This window comes from Paracoccus sp. (in: a-proteobacteria) (assembly GCF_039808215.1).
Taxonomy (GTDB): Bacteria; Pseudomonadota; Alphaproteobacteria; order Rhodobacterales; family Rhodobacteraceae; genus Paracoccus.
Window position 1 is genome coordinate 17,523 of record NZ_JBDHSP010000009.1, and the last position, 19,246, is coordinate 36,768.

The 19,246-nt window shown below is 68.2% G+C and carries 17 protein-coding genes; 8 read left to right on the plus strand and 9 right to left on the minus strand.

The window, feature by feature from the left end; translation table 11 throughout:
- Nucleotides 1–3: 3 nt before the first annotated feature.
- From WMK75_RS05235 to iolB, 7 genes are all read left to right on the plus strand, one after another.
- On the plus strand, nt 4–909 hold the full coding sequence (locus WMK75_RS05235) for a sugar phosphate isomerase/epimerase (RefSeq protein WP_347266604.1): 906 nt from the start codon (nt 4–6) through the stop codon (nt 907–909).
- Complete coding sequence (locus tag WMK75_RS05240; RefSeq protein ID WP_347266605.1) at nt 906–1,916, plus strand: Gfo/Idh/MocA family oxidoreductase; 1,011 nt, start codon at nt 906–908, stop codon at nt 1,914–1,916. The genes WMK75_RS05235 and WMK75_RS05240 overlap by 4 nt, the downstream gene beginning before the upstream one ends.
- Before the next feature lie 8 nt (nt 1,917–1,924).
- The gene (locus tag WMK75_RS05245) at nt 1,925–2,722 is read left to right on the plus strand and encodes a TIM barrel protein (protein WP_347266606.1); all 798 of its coding nucleotides are present in this window, start codon (nt 1,925–1,927) and stop codon (nt 2,720–2,722) included.
- Nucleotides 2,719–4,629 carry a 5-dehydro-2-deoxygluconokinase gene (gene iolC / locus WMK75_RS05250; protein WP_347266607.1) on the plus strand — a complete coding sequence of 637 codons (1,911 nt, stop codon included), beginning with the start codon at nt 2,719–2,721 and terminating at the stop codon, nt 4,627–4,629. Before WMK75_RS05245 ends, iolC begins: the two co-directional genes overlap by 4 nt.
- The gene (iolD, locus tag WMK75_RS05255; RefSeq protein WP_347266608.1) at nt 4,626–6,455 is read left to right on the plus strand and encodes a 3D-(3,5/4)-trihydroxycyclohexane-1,2-dione acylhydrolase (decyclizing); all 1,830 of its coding nucleotides are present in this window, start codon (nt 4,626–4,628) and stop codon (nt 6,453–6,455) included. The genes iolC and iolD overlap by 4 nt, the downstream gene beginning before the upstream one ends.
- An 11-nt stretch (nt 6,456–6,466) precedes the next feature.
- The gene (gene iolE / locus WMK75_RS05260; RefSeq protein ID WP_347266609.1) at nt 6,467–7,378 is read left to right on the plus strand and encodes a myo-inosose-2 dehydratase; all 912 of its coding nucleotides are present in this window, start codon (nt 6,467–6,469) and stop codon (nt 7,376–7,378) included.
- A gap of 66 nt (nt 7,379–7,444) precedes the next feature.
- Entirely contained in the window at nt 7,445–8,251 is an 807-nt protein-coding gene (iolB, locus tag WMK75_RS05265; RefSeq protein ID WP_347266610.1) for a 5-deoxy-glucuronate isomerase, read from the plus strand.
- Between the two features lie 17 nt (nt 8,252–8,268).
- Here iolB and WMK75_RS05270 read toward each other — a convergent pair whose 3' ends face one another.
- From WMK75_RS05270 to WMK75_RS05305, 8 genes are all read right to left on the minus strand, one after another.
- Nucleotides 8,269–9,444, minus strand: a complete 1,176-nt coding sequence (locus WMK75_RS05270) for an NnrS family protein (RefSeq protein ID WP_347266611.1) — start codon at nt 9,442–9,444, stop codon at nt 8,269–8,271.
- A gap of 60 nt (nt 9,445–9,504) precedes the next feature.
- Nucleotides 9,505–10,443 (minus strand): isoaspartyl peptidase/L-asparaginase, encoded by a 939-nt coding sequence (locus tag WMK75_RS05275; protein ID WP_347266612.1) that lies wholly within the window; start codon nt 10,441–10,443, stop codon nt 9,505–9,507.
- 19 nt (nt 10,444–10,462) lie between these two features.
- Nucleotides 10,463–11,281 (minus strand): M55 family metallopeptidase, encoded by an 819-nt coding sequence (locus WMK75_RS05280; RefSeq protein ID WP_347266613.1) that lies wholly within the window; start codon nt 11,279–11,281, stop codon nt 10,463–10,465.
- A 12-nt stretch (nt 11,282–11,293) separates the two neighbouring features.
- Nucleotides 11,294–12,178: an ABC transporter permease subunit gene (locus WMK75_RS05285; RefSeq protein WP_347266614.1), complete on the minus strand. Its 885-nt coding sequence runs from the start codon at nt 12,176–12,178 to the stop codon at nt 11,294–11,296.
- The gene (gene gsiC / locus WMK75_RS05290; RefSeq protein WP_347266615.1) at nt 12,175–13,095 is read right to left on the minus strand and encodes a glutathione ABC transporter permease GsiC; all 921 of its coding nucleotides are present in this window, start codon (nt 13,093–13,095) and stop codon (nt 12,175–12,177) included. Before gsiC ends, WMK75_RS05285 begins: the two co-directional genes overlap by 4 nt.
- A gap of 108 nt (nt 13,096–13,203) precedes the next feature.
- On the minus strand, nt 13,204–14,730 hold the full coding sequence (locus WMK75_RS05295) for a glutathione ABC transporter substrate-binding protein (RefSeq protein WP_347266616.1): 1,527 nt from the start codon (nt 14,728–14,730) through the stop codon (nt 13,204–13,206).
- A gap of 39 nt (nt 14,731–14,769) precedes the next feature.
- Nucleotides 14,770–16,644: a dipeptide ABC transporter ATP-binding protein gene (locus WMK75_RS05300; protein ID WP_347266617.1), complete on the minus strand. Its 1,875-nt coding sequence runs from the start codon at nt 16,642–16,644 to the stop codon at nt 14,770–14,772.
- Nucleotides 16,641–17,522 (minus strand): MurR/RpiR family transcriptional regulator, encoded by an 882-nt coding sequence (locus WMK75_RS05305; RefSeq protein ID WP_347266618.1) that lies wholly within the window; start codon nt 17,520–17,522, stop codon nt 16,641–16,643. Before WMK75_RS05305 ends, WMK75_RS05300 begins: the two co-directional genes overlap by 4 nt.
- Before the next feature lie 215 nt (nt 17,523–17,737).
- On the opposite strand from WMK75_RS05305, the gene wrbA reads away from it, so the two are divergent.
- Nucleotides 17,738–18,328, plus strand: coding sequence for an NAD(P)H:quinone oxidoreductase (wrbA, locus tag WMK75_RS05310; RefSeq protein ID WP_347266619.1), 591 nt, complete (start codon nt 17,738–17,740; stop codon nt 18,326–18,328).
- Between the two features lie 6 nt (nt 18,329–18,334).
- On the opposite strand, the gene WMK75_RS05315 is transcribed toward wrbA, so the two are convergent.
- Nucleotides 18,335–19,039 (minus strand): PAS domain-containing protein, encoded by a 705-nt coding sequence (locus WMK75_RS05315; RefSeq protein ID WP_347266620.1) that lies wholly within the window; start codon nt 19,037–19,039, stop codon nt 18,335–18,337.
- Nucleotides 19,040–19,246: the final 207 nt, after the last annotated feature.

Consider the following 19,246-nt stretch of genomic DNA (forward strand, 5'->3'; position numbering starts at 1 on the left):
CCCATGAAGATCGCGCTTGACCCCTACATGCACCGCCACCTGCCACTGGAACAGCTGCCCGCCAAGGTGAAGGAACTGGGCTTCGACTGGATGGAACTGTCGCCGCGCGGCGATTTCCTGGAATGGTTCAAGGCGCCGCGCGTCTTTCCCGACCGCGTAAAATCGCTGAAACGCGCGTTGGCCGATGCCGATGTCGGCATCGCCAGCCTGCTGCCGATGTATCGCTGGGCCAGCAATGACGAGGCCGAACGCCAGGCCGCCGTGCGTCACTGGAGGCGCGCCATCGAGATCGCCGTCGAACTGGGCGTGGACACGATGAACAGCGAATTCGGCCGCGGCCCGCATCCCGACAAGGGCGGCTGCTATTGCTGCCATACCGGCGCCATGATCGAGGCCTGCGAGGACGCCTGGTGGCGCAGCATCGGCGAGTTGGTGCCGGTGCTGGAACGCGAGGGCATCGCGCTTCACATCGAGCCCCATCCCGAGGACTGGTGCGAGACGCTGCAGCCGGCGCTGGACATCATCCGCACCGTGAACAGCAAGGCGGTCCGCTTTCTGTATTGCGCACCGCATACCTTCTATTTCGGCGACGACACCCGCGCCATGCTGCGCGAAAGCGCCGATGTTCTGGCGCATGTGCATGTGGGCGACACCTTCAACCACCGCGCCTCCTCGGGGCTGCGCTATATCGTGAACCCGCCCGGCACGGCGGCGCGCGTGCACCAGCATCTGGACATCGGCCAGGGCGAGGTGCCCTGGGACGATTTCTTCGGCACGCTGGCCGAAATCGGCTTTGACGGCATCATGACCGCCTGCGTCTTTGCCTGGGAAGAGCGCGCCGACCAGTCGGGCAGCTTCATGCGCGCCGAGATGCAGCGTTACATCGACAAGCACTGGGGAAAGAAATGACACTGAACATCGGAGTGATCGGCACCGGCGCCATCGGTCAGGACCACACGCGCCGCATCAACAAGGTGCTTTCGGGCGCGCGCGTGGTAGCGCTGAACGACGTGAACCGCACCAATGCCGAAACCTGCCAGCGCGAGCACGCCCCCGGGGCGCTGATCTTTGACGATCCGCATGCGCTGATCCGCGATGGCGGTGTCGATGCGGTGCTGGTCTGCTCCTGGGGCCAGACGCATGAGGAATATGTGCTGGCCGCCATCGCCGCCGGCAAGCCCTGCTTTTGCGAAAAGCCGCTGGCCACCACCGCCGAGGGCGCGGCCCGCATCGTTGCCGCGGAACAGGCCGCCGGCCGGCGGCTGGTGCAGGTGGGCTTCATGCGCCGCTACGATCCGGGCTATGTGGCGCTGAAGCGTGCCGTGGCCGAGGTGACCGGCGCGCCGCTGATGGTCCATGCCGCGCACCGAAACCCGCGCGTGGGCGAGAACTATGTCACCCCCATGGCGATCCACGACACATTGATCCACGAAATCGACGTGCTGCGCTGGCTGCTCGATGACGACTATACCAGCGCCCGCGTGCTCTTTCCGCGCAAGTCGCCCCGCGCGCATGAAAATCTGCGCGATCCGCAGGTGGTGGTGCTGGAAACCGCGCGCGGCGTGGTCATCGATGTCGAGATATTCGTCAACTGCCACTATGGCTATGACATCCAGTGCGAGATCGTGGGCGAGGATGGCATCGCCCGCCTGCCCGAACCCATGTCGATCCAGACGCGATCCGGCGCGGTGCTGGGCCAGCCGATCCTGATGGACTGGAAGGACCGTTTCATCGACAGTTACGATTACGAACTGGCCGATTTCATCCGCGCCGCGGCGCAGGGCGGGGCAGCCGGGCCGACGGCATGGGACGGCTATGCCGCGGCGGTGGCCGCCGATGCCTGCGTTGCCGCACAAGAGGCGGAGGGTCAGCCGGTCCGCATCGAACTGCCCGCCCGTCCTGCCCTTTATGCCTGAGGTCCGCCATGCGCTTTGCCCTGAACCACATCACCGCCCCGCATCTGCCCCTGGCCGCGTTCCTGGCCCTGGCCGGCCGCCTCGGCTGCGATGAGGTCGAGATCCGCAACGACATCCCCGACCTGACCGGCGAGGATCCGGCCCTGATCGCGCGCATGGCGCGCGATGCGGGACTGGCGATCCTGTCGGTGAATGCACTTTATCCCTTCAACCTGTGGACGCCCGATCTGGCCCAACGCGCCGAGCGTCTGGCGGATTTCGCCGCCGCCTGCGGGGCGCAGGCGCTGGTGCTGTGTCCGCTGAACGACGGCAACCACATCACCCATTCCGCCACCGTGGACGCACTGGACCACCTGACCGCGATCCTCGCGCCGCGCAATCTGATGGGCCTGGTCGAGCCGCTGGGCTTCGAGCAGAGCTCGCTCAGGCGCAAGGCCGAGGCCATCGCCGCCATCGCGGAATCCGGCGGCTTCGACCGTTTCCGGGTGCTGCACGACACGTTCCACCACCATCTTGCCGCCGAGACGCAGTTCTATCCGCGCCGCACCGGGCTTGTGCATGTCTCGGGCATCGCCGATCCGGCCCTGGCGGTCGGCGAGATGCTGGACGCGCATCGCGGGCTGGTGGATGCGGATGACCGGCTGCAGAATGCGGCGCAGCTCGCGGCGCTGATCTCGGACGGCTATGACGGGCCGATCAGCTTCGAGCCCTTCGCCGCCGAGGTGCACGGGCTTGACGACATCGAATCCGCCCTGCGCCACAGCATGCAGCATCTGCGCGCCAGCATTCAGGCGGCCGAGGCATGAAGACGCTGGATCTGATCACCATCGGCCGCTCCTCGGTCGACCTTTACGGCGCGCAGGTGGGCGGCCGGCTTGAGGACATGGGCAGTTTCAACAAATACATCGGCGGCTCGCCCACCAATATCGCCTGCGGCACGGCGCGGCTGGGGCTGCGCTCGGCGGTGATCACCCGCGTGGGCGACGAGCACATGGGCCGCTTCATCCGCGAGGAACTGGCGCGCGAGGGCGTCGAGACCTCGGGCGTGGTCACCGACCCCCAGCGGCTGACGGCGCTGGTCCTGCTGGGCATCCGCGACGAAGAACAGTTCCCGCTGATCTTTTACCGCGAGAACTGCGCCGACATGGCGCTGAGCGAGGCGGACATCGACGAGGACTTCATAGCCAGCGCCCGCGCGGTGCTGGCCACCGGCACGCATCTGAGTCATGAAAGGACCGAGGCCGCGGTGCTGAAGGCGCTGGAACTGGCGCGCAAGCACGGGGCCAGGACGGCGCTCGACATCGACTATCGCCCGAATCTCTGGGGCGTCGCCGGTCATGACGCGGGCGAAAGCCGCTTTGTCGAAAGCGCGCGCGTCACCGCCAAGCTGCAGTCGAGCTTGCGTCTTTTCGATCTGATCGTCGGCACCGAAGAGGAGTTCCACATTGCCGGCGGCACGACCGACACCATCGCCGCGCTGCAGGCGGTGCGTGCGGTATCGGACGCGGTGCTGGTCTGCAAGCGCGGCGCGGCTGGCGCCGTCGCCTTTGAGGGCGCGGTCGCGGACTGGGACAGCGGCCGCAGCGGTCCGGGCTTTCCGATCGAGGTGTTCAACGTGCTGGGCGCCGGCGACGGTTTCTTTTCCGGGCTGATGAAGGGCTGGCTGGACGGTGAGGACTGGCCGCGGGCGCTGGAATATGCCAATGCCTGCGGCGCCTTTGCCGTCAGCCGCCATGGCTGCACCCCGGCCTATCCCTCGCTTGCCGAGCTGGAGTTCTTTCTGAAGCGCGGCGTGATCCGGCCCGACCTGCGCAATGATGCGGCGCTGGAGCAGATCCACTGGTCCACGAACCGCAAGGGCGACTGGTCCGCGATGCGGGTCTTTGCCTTCGACCATCGCGGCCAATTCGAGGAGATGCCCGGTTTCACGCCAGAAAAATGCGGTTACTTCAAGGAATTGTGCCTGAAGGCTGCGAAACTGGTGCAAGACGGGCGCCCAGGCTATGGCATCCTGTGCGACAACCGGCTTGGGCGGCGGGCGCTGCATGCGGCCTCGGGTTCCGGGTTGTGGATCGGGCGGCCCTGCGAATGGCCGGGATCGCGGCCGCTGCGGCTTGAGCCGGAACTGGGCCCAGATTGCGGTGCGCTGGTGGAATGGGCGCGGGAAAACGTGGTCAAGGTGCTGTGCTTCTGCCATCCCGAGGACGATGCCGCGACCCGCGCCGCGCAAGAGGCCGAGGTGGCGCGGCTTTTTGCAGCTTCGCGCCGCAACCATCTGGAGTTCCTGCTGGAAATCATTCCGTCCAAGGTCGCCCCGGTCGATGACACGACCACCGCTACCCTGATCGGGCAATTCTATGCGGCGGGGATCTTTCCCGACTGGTGGAAGCTTGAGCCGATGCGCACACATGCGGCATGGGAAAACGCCATCGCCGCCATCGAGGCGCATGACCCCCATACCCGCGGCATCGTCGTCCTGGGGCTGGACGCGCCCGAGGCCGAGTTGCAGGCAAGCTTCGAGATCGCCGCCGGGTTTGCGCTGGTCAAGGGCTTTGCCGTCGGACGCACGATCTTTGCCGAGGTGGCGCGGGATTGGTTCCAGGGCAAGATCGGCGACGTGGCCGCGGTATCAGAGATGGCGGCACGGTTTTCGCGGCTTGCCGCGATCTGGGACGCGGCACGCGCTGCCGCCAGCAAGGAGAAGACGGCATGAGCGGAACCATCCGGCTGACCGCCGCGCAGGCCATGGTGCGCTGGCTTTCGGTGCAGATGAGCGAAGAGGGCGAGCGTTTCATCGAAGGGGTCTGGGCGATCTTCGGCCATGGCAATGTCGCGGGCCTGGGCGAGGCGCTGCACGGCATCGGCACGGCCCTGCCCACATGGCGCGGCCAGAACGAGCAGACCATGGCCCATGCCGCCATCGCCTATGCCAAGGGTCGTGCCCGCAGGCGGGCGCAGGCGGTGACCAGTTCCATCGGCCCCGGCGCCACCAACATGGTGACCGCGGCGGCGCTGGCGCATGTGAACCGCCTGCCGGTGCTGTTTGTATGCGGCGATGTCTTTGCCAGCCGCCGCCCCGACCCGGTGCTGCAGCAGGTCGAGGATTTCGACGACGGCACCGTGTCGGCCAATGACTGCTTCCGCCCGGTGGTGCGCTATTTCGACCGCATCCAGCGCCCCGAACAACTTCTCGGCGCCCTGCCGCGCGCCTTGCGGGTGATGACGGACCCGGCCGATTGTGGCCCGGTCTGCCTGGCCTTCTGCCAGGACGTCCAGGCCGAGGCTTATGACTGGCCCGAGGCCTTCTTTGCCCCCCGGGTCTGGCGCATCCGCCGTCCCGAGCCCGACGGCGCGGAACTGGCCGAGGTGGCGGCGCTGATCCGGGGGGCGGCGCGGCCGGTGATCGTCGTCGGCGGCGGGGTGATCTATTCCGGCGCCGAGAAGGCGCTGGCTGAATTCGCCAGCCGCCACGCCATCCCGGTGGCCGAGACCCAGGCCGGCAAGTCGGCACTGGCGCAGGCGCAGGCGATGAACCTGGGCGCGGCGGGGGTCGATGGCTCGGCCGCGGCCAATGCGGCGCTGGCCGCGGCGGATCTGGTCATCGGCATCGGCACGCGGCTGCAGGATTTCACCACCGGCTCGCGCACGCTGTTCTCGGGTCGGCTGGTCTCGATCAATGTGCAGCCCCATGACGCGGGCAAGCATGGCGGCACCGCCCTTGTCGCGGATGCGCGCGTGGCGCTGGAAAGGCTCTCGGCGCTGCTGGGCGGGCATCGCGCGGCTTTCGACGGCGCGGCGCGCGCGGCCTGGCTGGCGGCGGTGGATGCGCATTGCGCCGCCCCGTCCGCCGGCAACGCCCTGCCGACCGATGCGCAGGTGGTCGGCGCCGTGCAGCGTGCCGCGCCTGCGGCCATCGCCATGTGCGCCGCCGGCACCATGCCCGGGGCGCTGAAGCTGCTGTGGCAGCCCACGCAGGGCGGCTATCACATGGAATACGGCTATTCCTGCATGGGCTACGAGATCGCCGGCGCCATGGGTCTGAAGCTGGCGCAGCCCGGGCGCGAGGTGATCTGTTTTGTCGGCGACGGCAGCTACATGATGGCCAACAGCGAACTGGCGACGGCGGTGATGCGGCGCATCCCCTTTACCGTGGTGCTGACCGACAACCGCGGCTTTGGCTGCATCAACCGGCTGCAGGCCGGCACCGGCGGCGCGGCCTTCAACAACCTTTATGCCGACTGCAACCTCGAGGTGCAGCCGCAGATCGACTATGTGGCCCATGCGGCGGCGATGGGCGCGCATGCGGTGAAGGCCGCAGGCATCGCGGAGCTGGAGGCCGAGATCGCCGCGGCGCGCGCCCGCGACATCCCCACGGTCATCGTCATCGACACCACCGCCGCCCCCGGCCCCGGTGACGGGCTGGCGGGCGCCGGCCACTGGTGGGACGTGGCCGTGCCCGAGGTCGGCGCCAGCGAAACCCTGCGCGCCGCCTATCGCGACTATCTTGAACACGCCCGCCATCAGGCGCGGGTCAACTGAAGGACGCAAGCATGATCCGCTACGGCACCAATCCCATCGCCTGGGCCAATGACGACGATCCGTCGATCGGCGCCCATATTCCGACCGAACAGATCCTGCACGAGGCGGGCGAGGTCATCGGCTTTGACGGCATCGAGAACGGCCACCGCTGGCCCGAGGACCCGCAGGAGCTGCGCGAGCTGTTGGGCCGGCATGGGCTGGCCTTCGTCTCGGGCTGGTATTCGACCGAGCTGCTGACCCGCTCGGTCGCCGAGGAGATCGCCGCCGTCGCGCCGCATCTGGCCAAGCTCAGGGCCAATGGCTGCAAGGTCTGCATCGTCTGCGAATGCTCGAACACCGTGCATGGCCGCCCGGATGTGGCGGTGAACGACCGCCCGCGGCTGGACGCCGCGGAAATGGCCGACTTCGGTCGCAAGATCGAGGAGTTCGCCGCCTTCCTGGCCGGGCAGGGCATCACGCTGGCCTATCACCACCACATGGGCACGGTGGTCGAAAGCCCAGAGGAGATCGACGCCTTCATGGCCGCGACCGGGCCGGCCACGCATCTGCTGTTCGATTCCGGCCATTGCGCCTTTGGCGGCGGCGACCCTGCGGCGGTGCTGGCCCGCCACGTCGGGCGCGTGGCGCATTTCCACGCCAAGAACATCCGCCGCCCGGTGACCGAGCGCGTGCGCGCCGAGGGGCTTTCCTTCATCCAGGGGGTGCTGGCCGGGACCTTTACCGTGCCGGGCGACCCCGAGGGCGAGATCGACTTCCTGCCACTGCTGCGGATCCTGGCCGGGGCCGGCTATGACGGCTGGCTGGTGATCGAGGCCGAACAGGATCCGGTACAGCGCAATCCCCTGGAATATCAGACTCTTGGGCTGAAATCCCTGAAAGCCGCGGCGGTGGCGGCGGGGCTTGACCAGAGCCGTGCCGCCTGACGGCCGGGGGGCTGTCTGCCCCCGGACCCCCCGAGGTTATTTGGACAAGAAAGACGAGGCCCGGCGATGAGCGCATTGTTACGCAGACCCTTTGGCAGGCACGGCAAGGTGCACGAGATCACGCCGCAATCCGCCGGCTGGCGCCATGTCGGCTTTTCGCTTTATCACCTGCGCGCCGGAGAGGCGGCGGCCGAGGCGACCGGCGCACGCGAGGTCATCCTGGTCATGGTCGAGGGCCGCGCGGCGATCCGCGGGGCGGGGCAGGATTGGGGGGTGCTGGGCGACCGCATGAGCGTGTTTGAAAGGACCGCGCCGCATTGCCTTTACCTGCCCGACGGCAGCGACTGGCGGGCCGAGGCCGAGACGGATTGCGTGATCGCGGTCTGCTCGGCGCCGGGCCATGGCGGCCATGCCGCGCGCCGCATCGGCCCCGAGTGCATCACGCTGACGCAGCGCGGCGAGGGGGCCAATACGCGCTGGATCAACAATATCGCCATGGAGGGCGAGGATTTCTGCGACAGCCTGCTGGTGACCGAGGTGTTCACCCCGGCGGGCAACTGGTCGAGCTATCCCAGCCATCGCCATGACGAGGACGACTTTCCCCGCGTGACCTATCTGGAGGAGACCTATTATCACCGCCTGGATCCGGCGGGGGGCTGGGCGCTGCAGCGCGTCTATACCGATGACGGCGCGCTGGACGAGGTGATCGCGGTGCGCGACGGCGATGTGGTGCTGGTGCCGCGCGGCCACCATCCCTGTGGCGCCCCGCCCGGGTTCGGGCTTTACTATCTGAATGTCATGGCCGGACCGCGGCGGAACTGGCGCTTTGTCGCCGCGCCCGAGGTCGCGCATCTGATGCCGAAACCGGCCTGATCCGGCGACTGGCGATCTCAGGCGCGGCTGCCGCTGAACACCGGTTGGTGTGCCGGGCCGCGCAACCCGGGCCAGAGGGCCAGCACAAACAGCGCCCAGCCCAGGGCCCAGGCCAGGGTCGCGGCGTCAAGCAGCCCCTCGCGGGCGCCGGGCCAGAGTGCCGGCGCCAGGCGCAGCCAGGGCGCCAGCCACAGCGCCATGGCCGCGGCGCAAAGTGCCGGCCCGGCGCGCAGCTGGCCCTTGTGGCGCCGGGCGGCGGCGCGGGCGGCAACAGCGAGGATCATGCCGCCCATCGCCCCCATGGCCAGCGCGTGCAGCAGGTCGCTGGCGGGCAGGGGGATCAGGCCGAGGCGCTGAAGTCCGACGAGCCCCAGCCCCAGCGGCAGCCACAGGAAGGCCGCGTGCAGCATGACCAGCAGCGGGTTGGCCAGCACATGCCGGCCGCGCCAGCCGGCAAGGCGCCAGAGCTGGGCCAGTGCCGCCAGCAGCAAGGCCGCGCCACTGGCGGCATCTGCCCCGGCCAGCATCAGCACCGGCGCCGCACCCAGCGACAGCAACCCCAGTCGCCCGGTCCGTGGCGCCGAGGCCGGCGCCGCGACCGCCCGGCCCGAGGCGCGCAGCCAGTTGCCGGTAAAGGCCGGCACCATGCGCCCGCCGATGCCGGCGATCAGCAGGGCAAACCCCAGCAGCATGAGTTCAAGCAGCGCGCTGCCATCGGGGCCGTGCCAACCCGTGGTTCTGGCAGCGAGAATCGCCAGCGCATCGGCCAGCCCCATCGCCGCCACCGCCAGCACCAGGCCGGGCCGCGCCCCTTGCCCCGTATGCCGCATCCCATGCGCCATGACCGCGGCCATCAGGCCGAAGAACCCCAGCCCCGGCAGGATTGCCAGCACGGGCGGCAGCGCGTCGCCGCACCCCATGGCCAGCCGCTGCACAAGCCAGCAGCCAAGGATCGCCTGCAGCACCCGTCCCGCGGGCGCCGGCCGCCCGGTCCAGCTGGCCAGCGCGGTCAGCAGATAGCCGGCCAGCGCCGCACCGCCAAAGCCCGCCAGCATCTCATGCCCGTGCCAGAAGGCCGAGGCGGGTGGCGTGCCCCAGCGCCACCACAGGCTGGCGCCGATCGCCCAGAGCCCCGCCGCCAGAAACAGCGGCCGGTGCGGCATCAGCCAGAGATCGGCAAGGCGACCGGGCATCGGGCGGATCAACGGCCGCGGACCGCTGCGTGCTGCCGGGCGCCCGGTGCGCGGCGGTGCTCAGGTCTCGGCATAGATGCCGGTGTGGATCTGGCCGTCGCGCCCGCACCAGGCGCGATACATGCCGGGGCTGTTGAAGGGCAGCGTCACATTGCCCTTGCGGTCGACCGCGATCACCCCGCCCGAACCGCCAAGCCCGCCCAGTTCCGCCACGACCCCGCCCGCCGCGGTCAGCAGGTCCTGGCCGGCCCAACGCATGCGGGCGTCGATCTCATGCCCGACGGCCCAGCGGATGAAATACTCGCCATGCCCGGTGGCCGAGACCGCCGCGGTCTGGTCATCGGCCCAGGTGCCGGCACCGATCACCGGGCTGTCGCCGACGCGGCCCGGCAGTTTCGCGGTCATCCCCCCGGTCGAGGTGGCGGCGGCAAGGTGCCCGCGCGCGTCGCAGGCGACCGCACCCACGGTGCCATGCTTGCGCGCCGGGTCGCCGTCGTCGGGCAGGTTCAGGCGGCGGCGCTCAAGCTCGGCCTCGAGCGCGGCGCGCCGGGCAGGGGTGCCGAACCAGTCGGCGGGCATCATCTCCAGCCCGGCCGTGGCGCAGAACGCGGCCGCACCCTGGCCCGAGAGGAAAACATGCTCGGTCTGCTCCATCACCGCGCGGGCGGCCAGGATCGGGTGGCGCGGGCCGCAGATGCCGGTGATGGCGCCGCAGGCGCGGCTGGCGCCGTCCATGATCGCGGCGTCCATCTCATGCGTGCCGGCCGAGGTGAAGACCGAGCCGCGCCCGGCGTTGAACAAGGGATCGGCCTCCAGCGCCATCACCGCGGCGGTCACCGCATCAAGCGCGCTGCCGTCCTTTTGCAGCACCTCGAGGCCGGCCTGCAGGCAGGCGCGCAAGCCGGCATGATAGGCGGCCTCCTTCTCGGGGGTCATGTTCGAGGGCAGGATGGTGCCGGCGCCGCCATGCAGCGCGATCACGGGGGTGCAAGAGGTCATCTGTCAGCCTGTCTGTGAATTAACGAAGGGCAAAGCTCATCGCCGAAAGAGCGGTCATCCAGCCGATCACCTCACTCATGCTGGCGCAGTCGAAGGCGACGGTCAGCGGGTCGGTGCGGATTGCCGGCGGCAGCACCGCCATCTGGTCGGCCAGCGCCGCGCGCGACATCACGAATTCGGCGCGCAACGGCCCCTGCATCGGGCGGGCGCGCATACGGCCGGCGTGCTGCAGCGCGCGGCAGGCCTTGTGGCGCAACAACTCATGCGCGCGCGCGACCGAGATCTGGCGCGCCGCCCTCTCACCATAGGCGGTCTTGACCACGGCGAATTCCGCATCGGGAAACAGCGGCCGGTTCTCGGCCTCGGTCACGTCGTCGCCGGTGATCAGCCCGACCGGCACGCCCAGTTCCGCGGCATAGGCGCCGTAGATCGCCGGCTCGCCGCAGGGGGTGCCGTTCAGCCGCACCTGGGAAAAGGCAAAGCCGTTGGTGGTATGGGCCAGCACGCCGCCGCCGCCGGCACGGGAGTGGTGGCCGGTCATGCAGAACATGTCGAATCCCGCATCCAGCCCGCAGGCCATGTTCATCGGCTTGGGCTTGCCCAGGATCAGGTCGGCGGCCGGGTGCAGCAATTCGGGCAGCAGGTTGGTCATCTGCCCGTGCGAATCGTTGACCACCACCTCTTCGGCGCCGCCATCGACCAGGCCGGCGATCACGGCATTGACCTCATGGGTCATCAAGAGCCGCGCCTTTTCGTATTCGCCATTGCCGGCCTGGCATTGCAGCGGCGCGACGATGCCGGCCACGCCCTCGATGTCGGCCGAGACATAGACACGCATCAAGGCCCCCCTTCAGCTTGAGCGCAGCTTGGGGTCAAGCGCGTCGCGCAGCCCGTCGCCCAGAAGGTTGAAGCCCAGCACCGTGAGAAAGATCGCCAGGCCCGGAAACAGCGTCAGGTGGTCGGCGACGCCCATGTAGCTGCGCCCGTCGGCCAGCATCGCCCCCCATTCCGGCGAGGGCGGTTGCGCGCCGAGGCCGATGAAGGACAGCGCCGCCGCGGTCAGGATCGAGGTGCCGACCCGCATCGAGAAATAGACGATCACATTGGGCAAGGTGCCGGGCAGGATGTGGCGCAGCATGATCACCCGGTCCTTCACGCCGACGGCGCGGGCGGCATCGACATAGACCGCGCCCTTGAGCTGCAGCGCCGTGCCGCGCGCCAGCCGGGCAAAAACCGGGACCGAGAACACCGCCACGGCATAGATCACATTGGTGATGCCGGGGCCGAGGATGGCGATGACCGCGATTGCCAAGAGGATGCCGGGAAAGGCCAGGAGCAGGTCGCACAGCCGCATCACCGCGCTGTCGATCCAGCCGCCGCGATAGCCGGCGACGATGCCCAGGCTGACGCCGACCAGCGCGCCAAGGCTGACCGAAAGGAACCCGACGGTCAGCGAGATGCGGGCCCCCCAGATGATGCGGCTGAAGATGTCGCGCCCGTAAGCGTCGGTCCCCGCCCAGTGCAGCGCGCTGGGACCGGCGAGGACATTGTTGTAATCGGGCTCGGCCGGATCGAAGGGGGCGATGAGGGGCGCGAGGATCGCCACCGCCACCAGCAGCGTCAGGAAGGCCAGCGACACCAGCGCCACCTTCTGGCGCATGAAGCGGCGGCAGAATTCGGCAAAGGGCTTGCGGGTCCGGTTGGCCGTGGCCGCGTTCGTGTTCACCGCGCTCATTGGTAACGGATCTCCGGATTGACGAGGACATAGAGGACATCGACCAGCAGGTTGATCAGGATGAACTGCAGCGAGAACATCAGGACCAGCGCCTGGATCACCGGATAGTCGCGATAGGTCACGGAATCGACCAGCAGCCGGCCGACGCCGGGCCAGGCGAACACGGTCTCGATCACGATCGAGCCGCCCAGCAAAAAGCCGAACTGCAGCCCGACCATGGTGATGATCGGAATGAGCGCATTCCTCAGCGCGTGTTTCCAGACCACCCGGCGCTCGGGGACGCCCTTGGCGCGGGCGGTGCGCACGTAATCCTCGCGCGAGATCTCGATGAAGGCCGAGCGGGTAAACCGCGCCATCACCGCCGCGACGCCCAGGCCCAGCGTCAGCGAGGGCATGACGAAATGCTGCCAGGTGCCGTAGCCGCCGGTGGGCAGCCAGCCCAGATGCACCGCAAACAGGTTGATCATCAGCAGGCCCAGCCAGAAGGGCGGAAACGAGATCCCCGAGACCGCCAGCACCATGCCGCCGTAATCCTGCCAGCGGCCGCGCTTGACCGCCGACATGACGCCGATCAGCAGCCCCAGCGCCACCGCCCAGATCATCGCCAGCAGGGTCAGCCAGACGGTCGGCATCAGCCGCAGGCCGATCTCCTCGGCCACCGGGCGGCGCGTCTTCAGCGACATGCCCAGATCGCCCTGCAAGAGATTGCCGATGTAATGCAGGAACTGCTGCGGCAGCGGCCTGTCGAGGCCAAGCGCGGATTGCACCGCCGCGATGTCGTCGGCGGTCGCGTCCGGACCCGCGACCAGGCGTGCGGGATCGCCGGGCAGCATGTGCACGAAGGCAAAGACGGCGATCGTCACCATCAGGATGACCGGGACCGTCCCAAGCAGGCGTTTGATCAGATAGGATGGCATGTCGTCTCTCTATCCCGTTCGGGTCCGGCCCGGTGGCCCCGGCCCGCGCTGCGGGCGGGGGCGGTTGTCGTCAGGCGGCGGGACCGTCGGCCCCGCCACGGTTGCGGCCTATTCGGCGAAGGCCGCGTCTTCCAGCAGGAAGCCCTGGTCGGGCAGCTGATAGACACCGGTCAGGTTCTTCGACTGCGCCGAGATCACGTCCGAGACGCCAAGGAAGATCCAGGGCGCGCCCTCCCAGGCCAGTTTCTGCGCGGTTTCATAGAAACCCGCGCGCTTGGCCGGATCGGCGGTGCCGAGCGCGCCCATGATCGCCTCGTCCACGGCCTTGTCGCTGAAATAGGCGACGTTGAACATCGCGGGCGGGGCGCTTTCAGTCAGCAGCAGCGGGCGGATGCCCCAGTCGGCATCCCCGGTCGAGGACGACCAGCCGCCGTAATACATCTGCACCGTGGCGTCCTCGGGCTTGGCGATGCCCCAGATCTTGTCGGCGGCGACACCGGCCTCCAGCGGCACGACATTGGCCTTGACGTTCACCTGCGCCAGCTGCTGCTGCAGGAACTGCGCCGCGCGCAGGCTGCCGGTCGAGGACCCGGTCCAGAGCTCGGTTTCAAAGCCGTTCTCAAGCCCGGCCTCCTTCAGCATCGTCCTGGCCTTTTCCAGGTCGAAGGCATAGTCCCCGGCGCTGACATGGAAGGCAAGGCCCGCCGGGATGATCGAATCCGCCGGCTTGCAGTAACCGTTCCAGACGATCTTGCAATAGGCGTCCTTGTCGACCGCGTGGTTCAGCGCCTGGCGCACCAGCTTGTTGTCATAGGGCTTTTTCATGTTGTTGAGCCCGACATACCATTCGACGATCGAGGGCCTGGTCACCACCTGCAATTCGGGGTTCTTTTCCACCACCTGCAGCAGTTCGGTCGGGAAGGAGGGCACGAACTGCGCCTCGCCGGTCTGCAGCATCGCCATGCGCGCCCCCGATTCCGGCACCGAGCGGATGATGACGCCATCGACCTTGGCCGGTTCCTTCCAATAGGCGTCGTTGCGCGTCACCTCGAACGTGTCGGCGGCCCAGTGCTTGAACAGGAAGGGGCCGGTGCCGACCGGGTTGCGGTCGATGTCCTTGCCGTATTTCTCCAGCGCCGCGGGCGAGATCATCATCGCGCCGGGATGGGCAAGCGAGGCGATCATCGCGCCGAAGGGCTCGCTGAGGATCAGCTTGACGGTCAGCGGACCTGTGACCTGCACCTCCTGGACCATCTGCACCAGGCTGCGGCGCGACAGCTTGTTGTCGGGGTTGCGCAGCGTGTCGATATTGATCTTCACCGCCTCGGCGTTGAAATCGGTGCCGTCGTGGAACTTGATGCCCGGACGCAGCTTGATGGTGAATTCGGTGGCGTTTTCATTGGCCTCATAGCTTTCCGCCAGCAGCGGGATCTGCTTCATGTCCTTGTCGAAGCCGAACAGCCCCTGATAGACCAGCCGCAGCGAGGTCTGCGACAGCGTGTCATTGGCCACGCGCGGGTCAAGCCCGGTCAGGTTGGCCGAGACCGCCACCGTCAGGTCCTTGGCCCAGCCGGTCAGCGGCATCATGCCCGCAAGGCAGACCGCCGATGCGGCCAGAAGCGACTTGAGTTTCATTTACCTCTCCTGTCTTTGGACATTCGTTTCGCGGCCGGGTCAGTCGAACAGGCCGATGGGGTGGCGGGCGACGAAATGGCTGGGCGCGACCTCGACCAGGGGCGCGACCAGCGGCGGGTCGTCGACGCGGCGCATGGGGCTGGGGATCTCGCCCTCGATCAGCGGGCGGTTGCGGTTCCTGGCCTCGGGCGAGGCGATGGGCACGGCCGAGAGCAGGCGCCGGGTATAGGCGTGCTGCGGGTTTTCAAAGATCCGGCGGCGCGGGCCGATCTCGACGATCTGGCCCAGATACATCACGGCGACGCGGTGGCTGACGCGCTCGACCACGGCCATGTCATGGCTGATGAAGATATAGGACAGGCTGCGCTTTTCCTGCAGGTCCATCAGAAGGTTCACCACCTGCGCCTGGATCGAGACATCCAGCGCCGCCACCGCCTCGTCGGCGATCAGGATGTCGGGCTCGCCGGCCAGGGCCCGGGCGATGCAGATGCGCTGGCGCTGCCCGCCGGAAAATTCATGCGGATAGCGCTGTGCGTGCTCGGGCAGCAAGCCCACGTCGCGCAGCAGTTCCGCCACCCGCTGGTCGATCTCGCGCCCCTTGGCCAGCCCGTGGGTGATCAGCGGCTCGGCGATGGAAAAGCCCACGGTCAGCCTGGGGTCCAGCGAGGCGAAAGGGTCCTGGAACACATACTGGATCTTGCGGCGCACCTTCAGCCGCTCGGCCGGGGGCAGTGTGAAGATGTCGCGGCCCTGATACAGCACCGATCCCGAGGTCGCCTGCTGCAGCATCATCACCGTGCGGCCGGTGGTGGATTTGCCGCAGCCGGATTCGCCGACCAGCGCCAGGGTCTCGCCCTTGCGCAGCCCGAAGTTCACCTGCTCGACGGCATGGATGCGGCCGGTCACCCGCGACAGCAGCCCCTTGCGGATGTCGAAACGCGTGGCAAGATCGCGCGCCTCGAGGATCGGCTCCTCGGATCGCACCGTGTCCTGCGGCGGGTATTCCTGATAGCCCGAGGCGTCGCGGTGATCGCCGTCGGCGCGCAAGAGCGGAAAGCGGCGCGGCAGTTCCTGCCCGTTCAGCGCCCCCAGGCGCGGCACGGCGGCCAGCAGCGCGCGGGTATAGGGGTGCTGCGGCGCGTCGAAGATCTGCTCGACCGGGCCTTCCTCGACCTTCTCGCCGTGGCGCATGACCAGCACCTTGTCGGCCACCTCGGCGACCACGCCCATGTCATGGGTGATGAACAGCACCGCCATGCCCATCTCGTCCTGCAAGAGCCGGATCAGCCGCAGGATCTGCGCCTGGATGGTCACGTCCAGCGCCGTCGTCGGCTCATCGGCGATCAGAAGCCGCGGCTTGCACGACAGCGCCATGGCGATCATCACCCGCTGGCGCATGCCGCCCGACAGCTGGTGCGGGTGGCGGTCCAGAAGCCGCTCGGCGTCGGGGATGCGGACCTTTTCCAGCATCTTCAACGCCTCGGCGCGGGCCTGCGCGGGGCTGCAGCCCTGGTGCAGGCGCACGGCCTCGGCGATCTGCTCGCCCACGGTGAACACCGGGTTGAGCGAGGTCATCGGCTCCTGAAAGATCATCGCGACATCATTGCCGCGGATGTCCTCCATCTCGGGCATCGGCACCTGGGTCAGGTCGCGGGGCTTTCCGTCATGGCCCGAAAGCCGCACCGAGCCGCCGGTGATGCGGCCGCCGCCGAATTCGATCAGCCGCATGACCGCCAGCGAGGTCACCGACTTGCCCGAGCCGGATTCGCCGACCACCGCCAGGGTCTCGCCGGCGGCGATGTCGAACGACAGGCCCTTGACCGCCTGGAAGGTGCCGCTGTCGCCCTGGAACTCGACACAGAGATCCCGGACGCTGATGGTGGCGGCGCGGTCTTGTTCGGGGGTCCGGGTCATTGCGGCTCCTTGCGGGCAGGGGCGGCGGGTTCGGAGCCGTCCGCATAGAGATAGGGAAAGATCAGCCGGGTCTGCGCCGCGGCATCAGAGGTGCTTTGATAGCGCGCGGTCAGCACCGCGACGATGGTCTCGCATAGCGCGATGGCCGCCAGCCCCGAGGAGTTCAGCACCGGATGCGCCGCCGGCACCAGGAAGGCCTGGTCGCAAAGCTCAAGCATCGGCGCGTCCTCGCAATCGGTGATGCCGATGCAGGGGATGCCCTTGGTGCGGGCGAGGCGCAGGAATTCCAGCGTCGCCGCGGAATAGCGCGGCAGCGACATGGCGATGATCAGATCGCGCGCGCCCATGCGTCCGATCAGCCGCGCCAGCCGCTCATGCCCGCCGGTGCCGTCGAGCAGGTCGTGGCTGCGCAGAAAGGGCTCGGCCATGCCGGCGAAATAGGCCAGCGCGCGCGCGGCGCCGCCAAAGCCAAGAAAGCCCACGCGGTCGGCCGAGGCCATGCGGTCGGCCAGCACCTCGCACAGATCCAGCGGGCAGCCCGCCGCCAGCGCCGCCAGATTGTCGCGCGAGGCGGCGAGGGAATCGCGCATCAGGTCGGTCGCCGGGCGCTGGCTGGCGCGGCTGACATTCTCGATCGGCGCCAGCAGGGCCTGATAGCGCTCGATGGCGATGGCGCGGAAATCGGCGAAACCCGGCAGCCCCAGCGCGCGCACGAAACGCGTCACCGTCGGCGCCGAGACCGCGGCGGCCTGCGCCAGATCCTCGATCCCCATGGTGGCGACCAGGAAGGGGTTCGACAGGATGAATTCGCCGACGCGCTGCTGGTTCGGGGTCATGCCCTGCCAGTTCACCTCGATCAGGCGCCGCAGATCGGACATTCGGCCAGCGCCTCCCCTCGCGTGCCAAAAGTTTTCATGACGCCGGGGCCATGCCGTGACAGGTTTCTTTTCACGAACGCAGCGTCAAGGCAAGCCTTTCCTGCGCTGTGCAACCGGGAATGTCGCCCCGCGCCGATGCAGGCAACCATCCGCCGCCGCGGGCGTTGGGCTGGGATGCCCGGGGACGGGCGCGGTACCTGCAGGGGGACAAGGGCATGACGGTCAGGCTGGCGATCATCTATTATTCGACCTATGGCACCAACCACCGCATGGCGGACATCGCCGCCGAGGCGGCGCGGGCCGCCGGCGCCGAGGTGCGGCTGCGCAAGGTCGCCGAGACCGCGCCCGCGGCCGTGGTTGCCGGGCAGGAGGCCTGGAAGGCCCAGGCCGAGCGCACCGCCGATATCCCCGCGGCGACGCCCGGGGACATGGAATGGGCCAATGCCTATCTGTTCTCGGCCCCGACGCGCTTTGGCGTCATGGCCAGCCAGATGCGCGCCTTCATCGATACGCTGGGCGGGGTCTGGGCGCGGGGCGGGCTGGCCGGCAAGGCGATCTCGGCCATGTCCTCGGCGCAGAACACGCATGGCGGCCAGGAATCCACCATCCAGTCATTCTATGTCACCGCCTGCCACTGGGGCGCGGTCATCGTGCCGCCGGGCTATAGCGATCCGTCGATCTTTGCCGCCGGCGGTAACCCCTATGGCTACAGCCATACCCAGGGCGCCGAATTCACCGAAACGGCGCAGGCGGCCATCAGCCACCAGGCCCGGCGCCTGGTCGAGATCGCCGGCAAGCTGGGCTGAGGCGCCTCAGTCGGTGTCGGGTGATGCCCTGTCGCCCAGTTGCGACAGGTAGCGATAGACCGTGGTCTGCGACACCCCGAGCCGGTCCGCGACATGGCGCACGGCGCCCTTCATCAGGAACACGCCGCGCGCGTCCAGCGCCTCGACCAGCGCCAGCTTGTCGCGATGCGTCAGCCGCCGGTCGCCGCCGCGCCGTGCCAGGGCCTCGGTCAGCAGGTAATCGGTGACCTCGGGCAGAGAGCTGTGCAGGCTTTCGCTGTCACCCGAGCCGGGGCGGGGGCGCGGCGCGGACATTTCCGCGTTGAAGACGAAATTCGTCTCGACGAAGACATCGGGGTGGCGCAGCTTCAGCAGCCGGTCGCTGATGTCGCGATAGCGGCTGTCGTCGAAATTGATGCACAGCAGCCCGACCAGCGCGCCCGCCTCGTCCTTGACGTAAAGCGTCGACGAGCGCAGCAGCTTGTCGCCGGCGACACCGACATAGTTCAGCCGGAAATCCGGCGTGTCATGGGAATGGTTGACGATGGTCTGCAGTGCCATCGAGGTCAGCGGCGCGCCGATGGTGCGGCCGCTGACATGGCCGTTGGCGATGGCGATGATCGACTTGTCCTCATTGCCGAGGTCGTGCAGCACGACCTCATAATCCGGCCCCAGCACCGCGCCAAGAAATTCGGTGAGCTTCATGTAGGGGCGAACCCAGGCTGTGGTCATCGCGGTCACTCCTTTTGTCCTGCTATAGCGGCGGAAATGCGGCTGCAAAAGCCGGATTGGCGAAAAATTCCCGCCGCGCCGGCAGAATATGTGAAAATATTGCCAGTGGCGGAATGTCGCAGGCCAATTTTGGGAATAATTTGACAAACAACGTCGCGTCATGCGATACGACCTGCACACGATGCCGGCAGACGACGAATCGTGTGC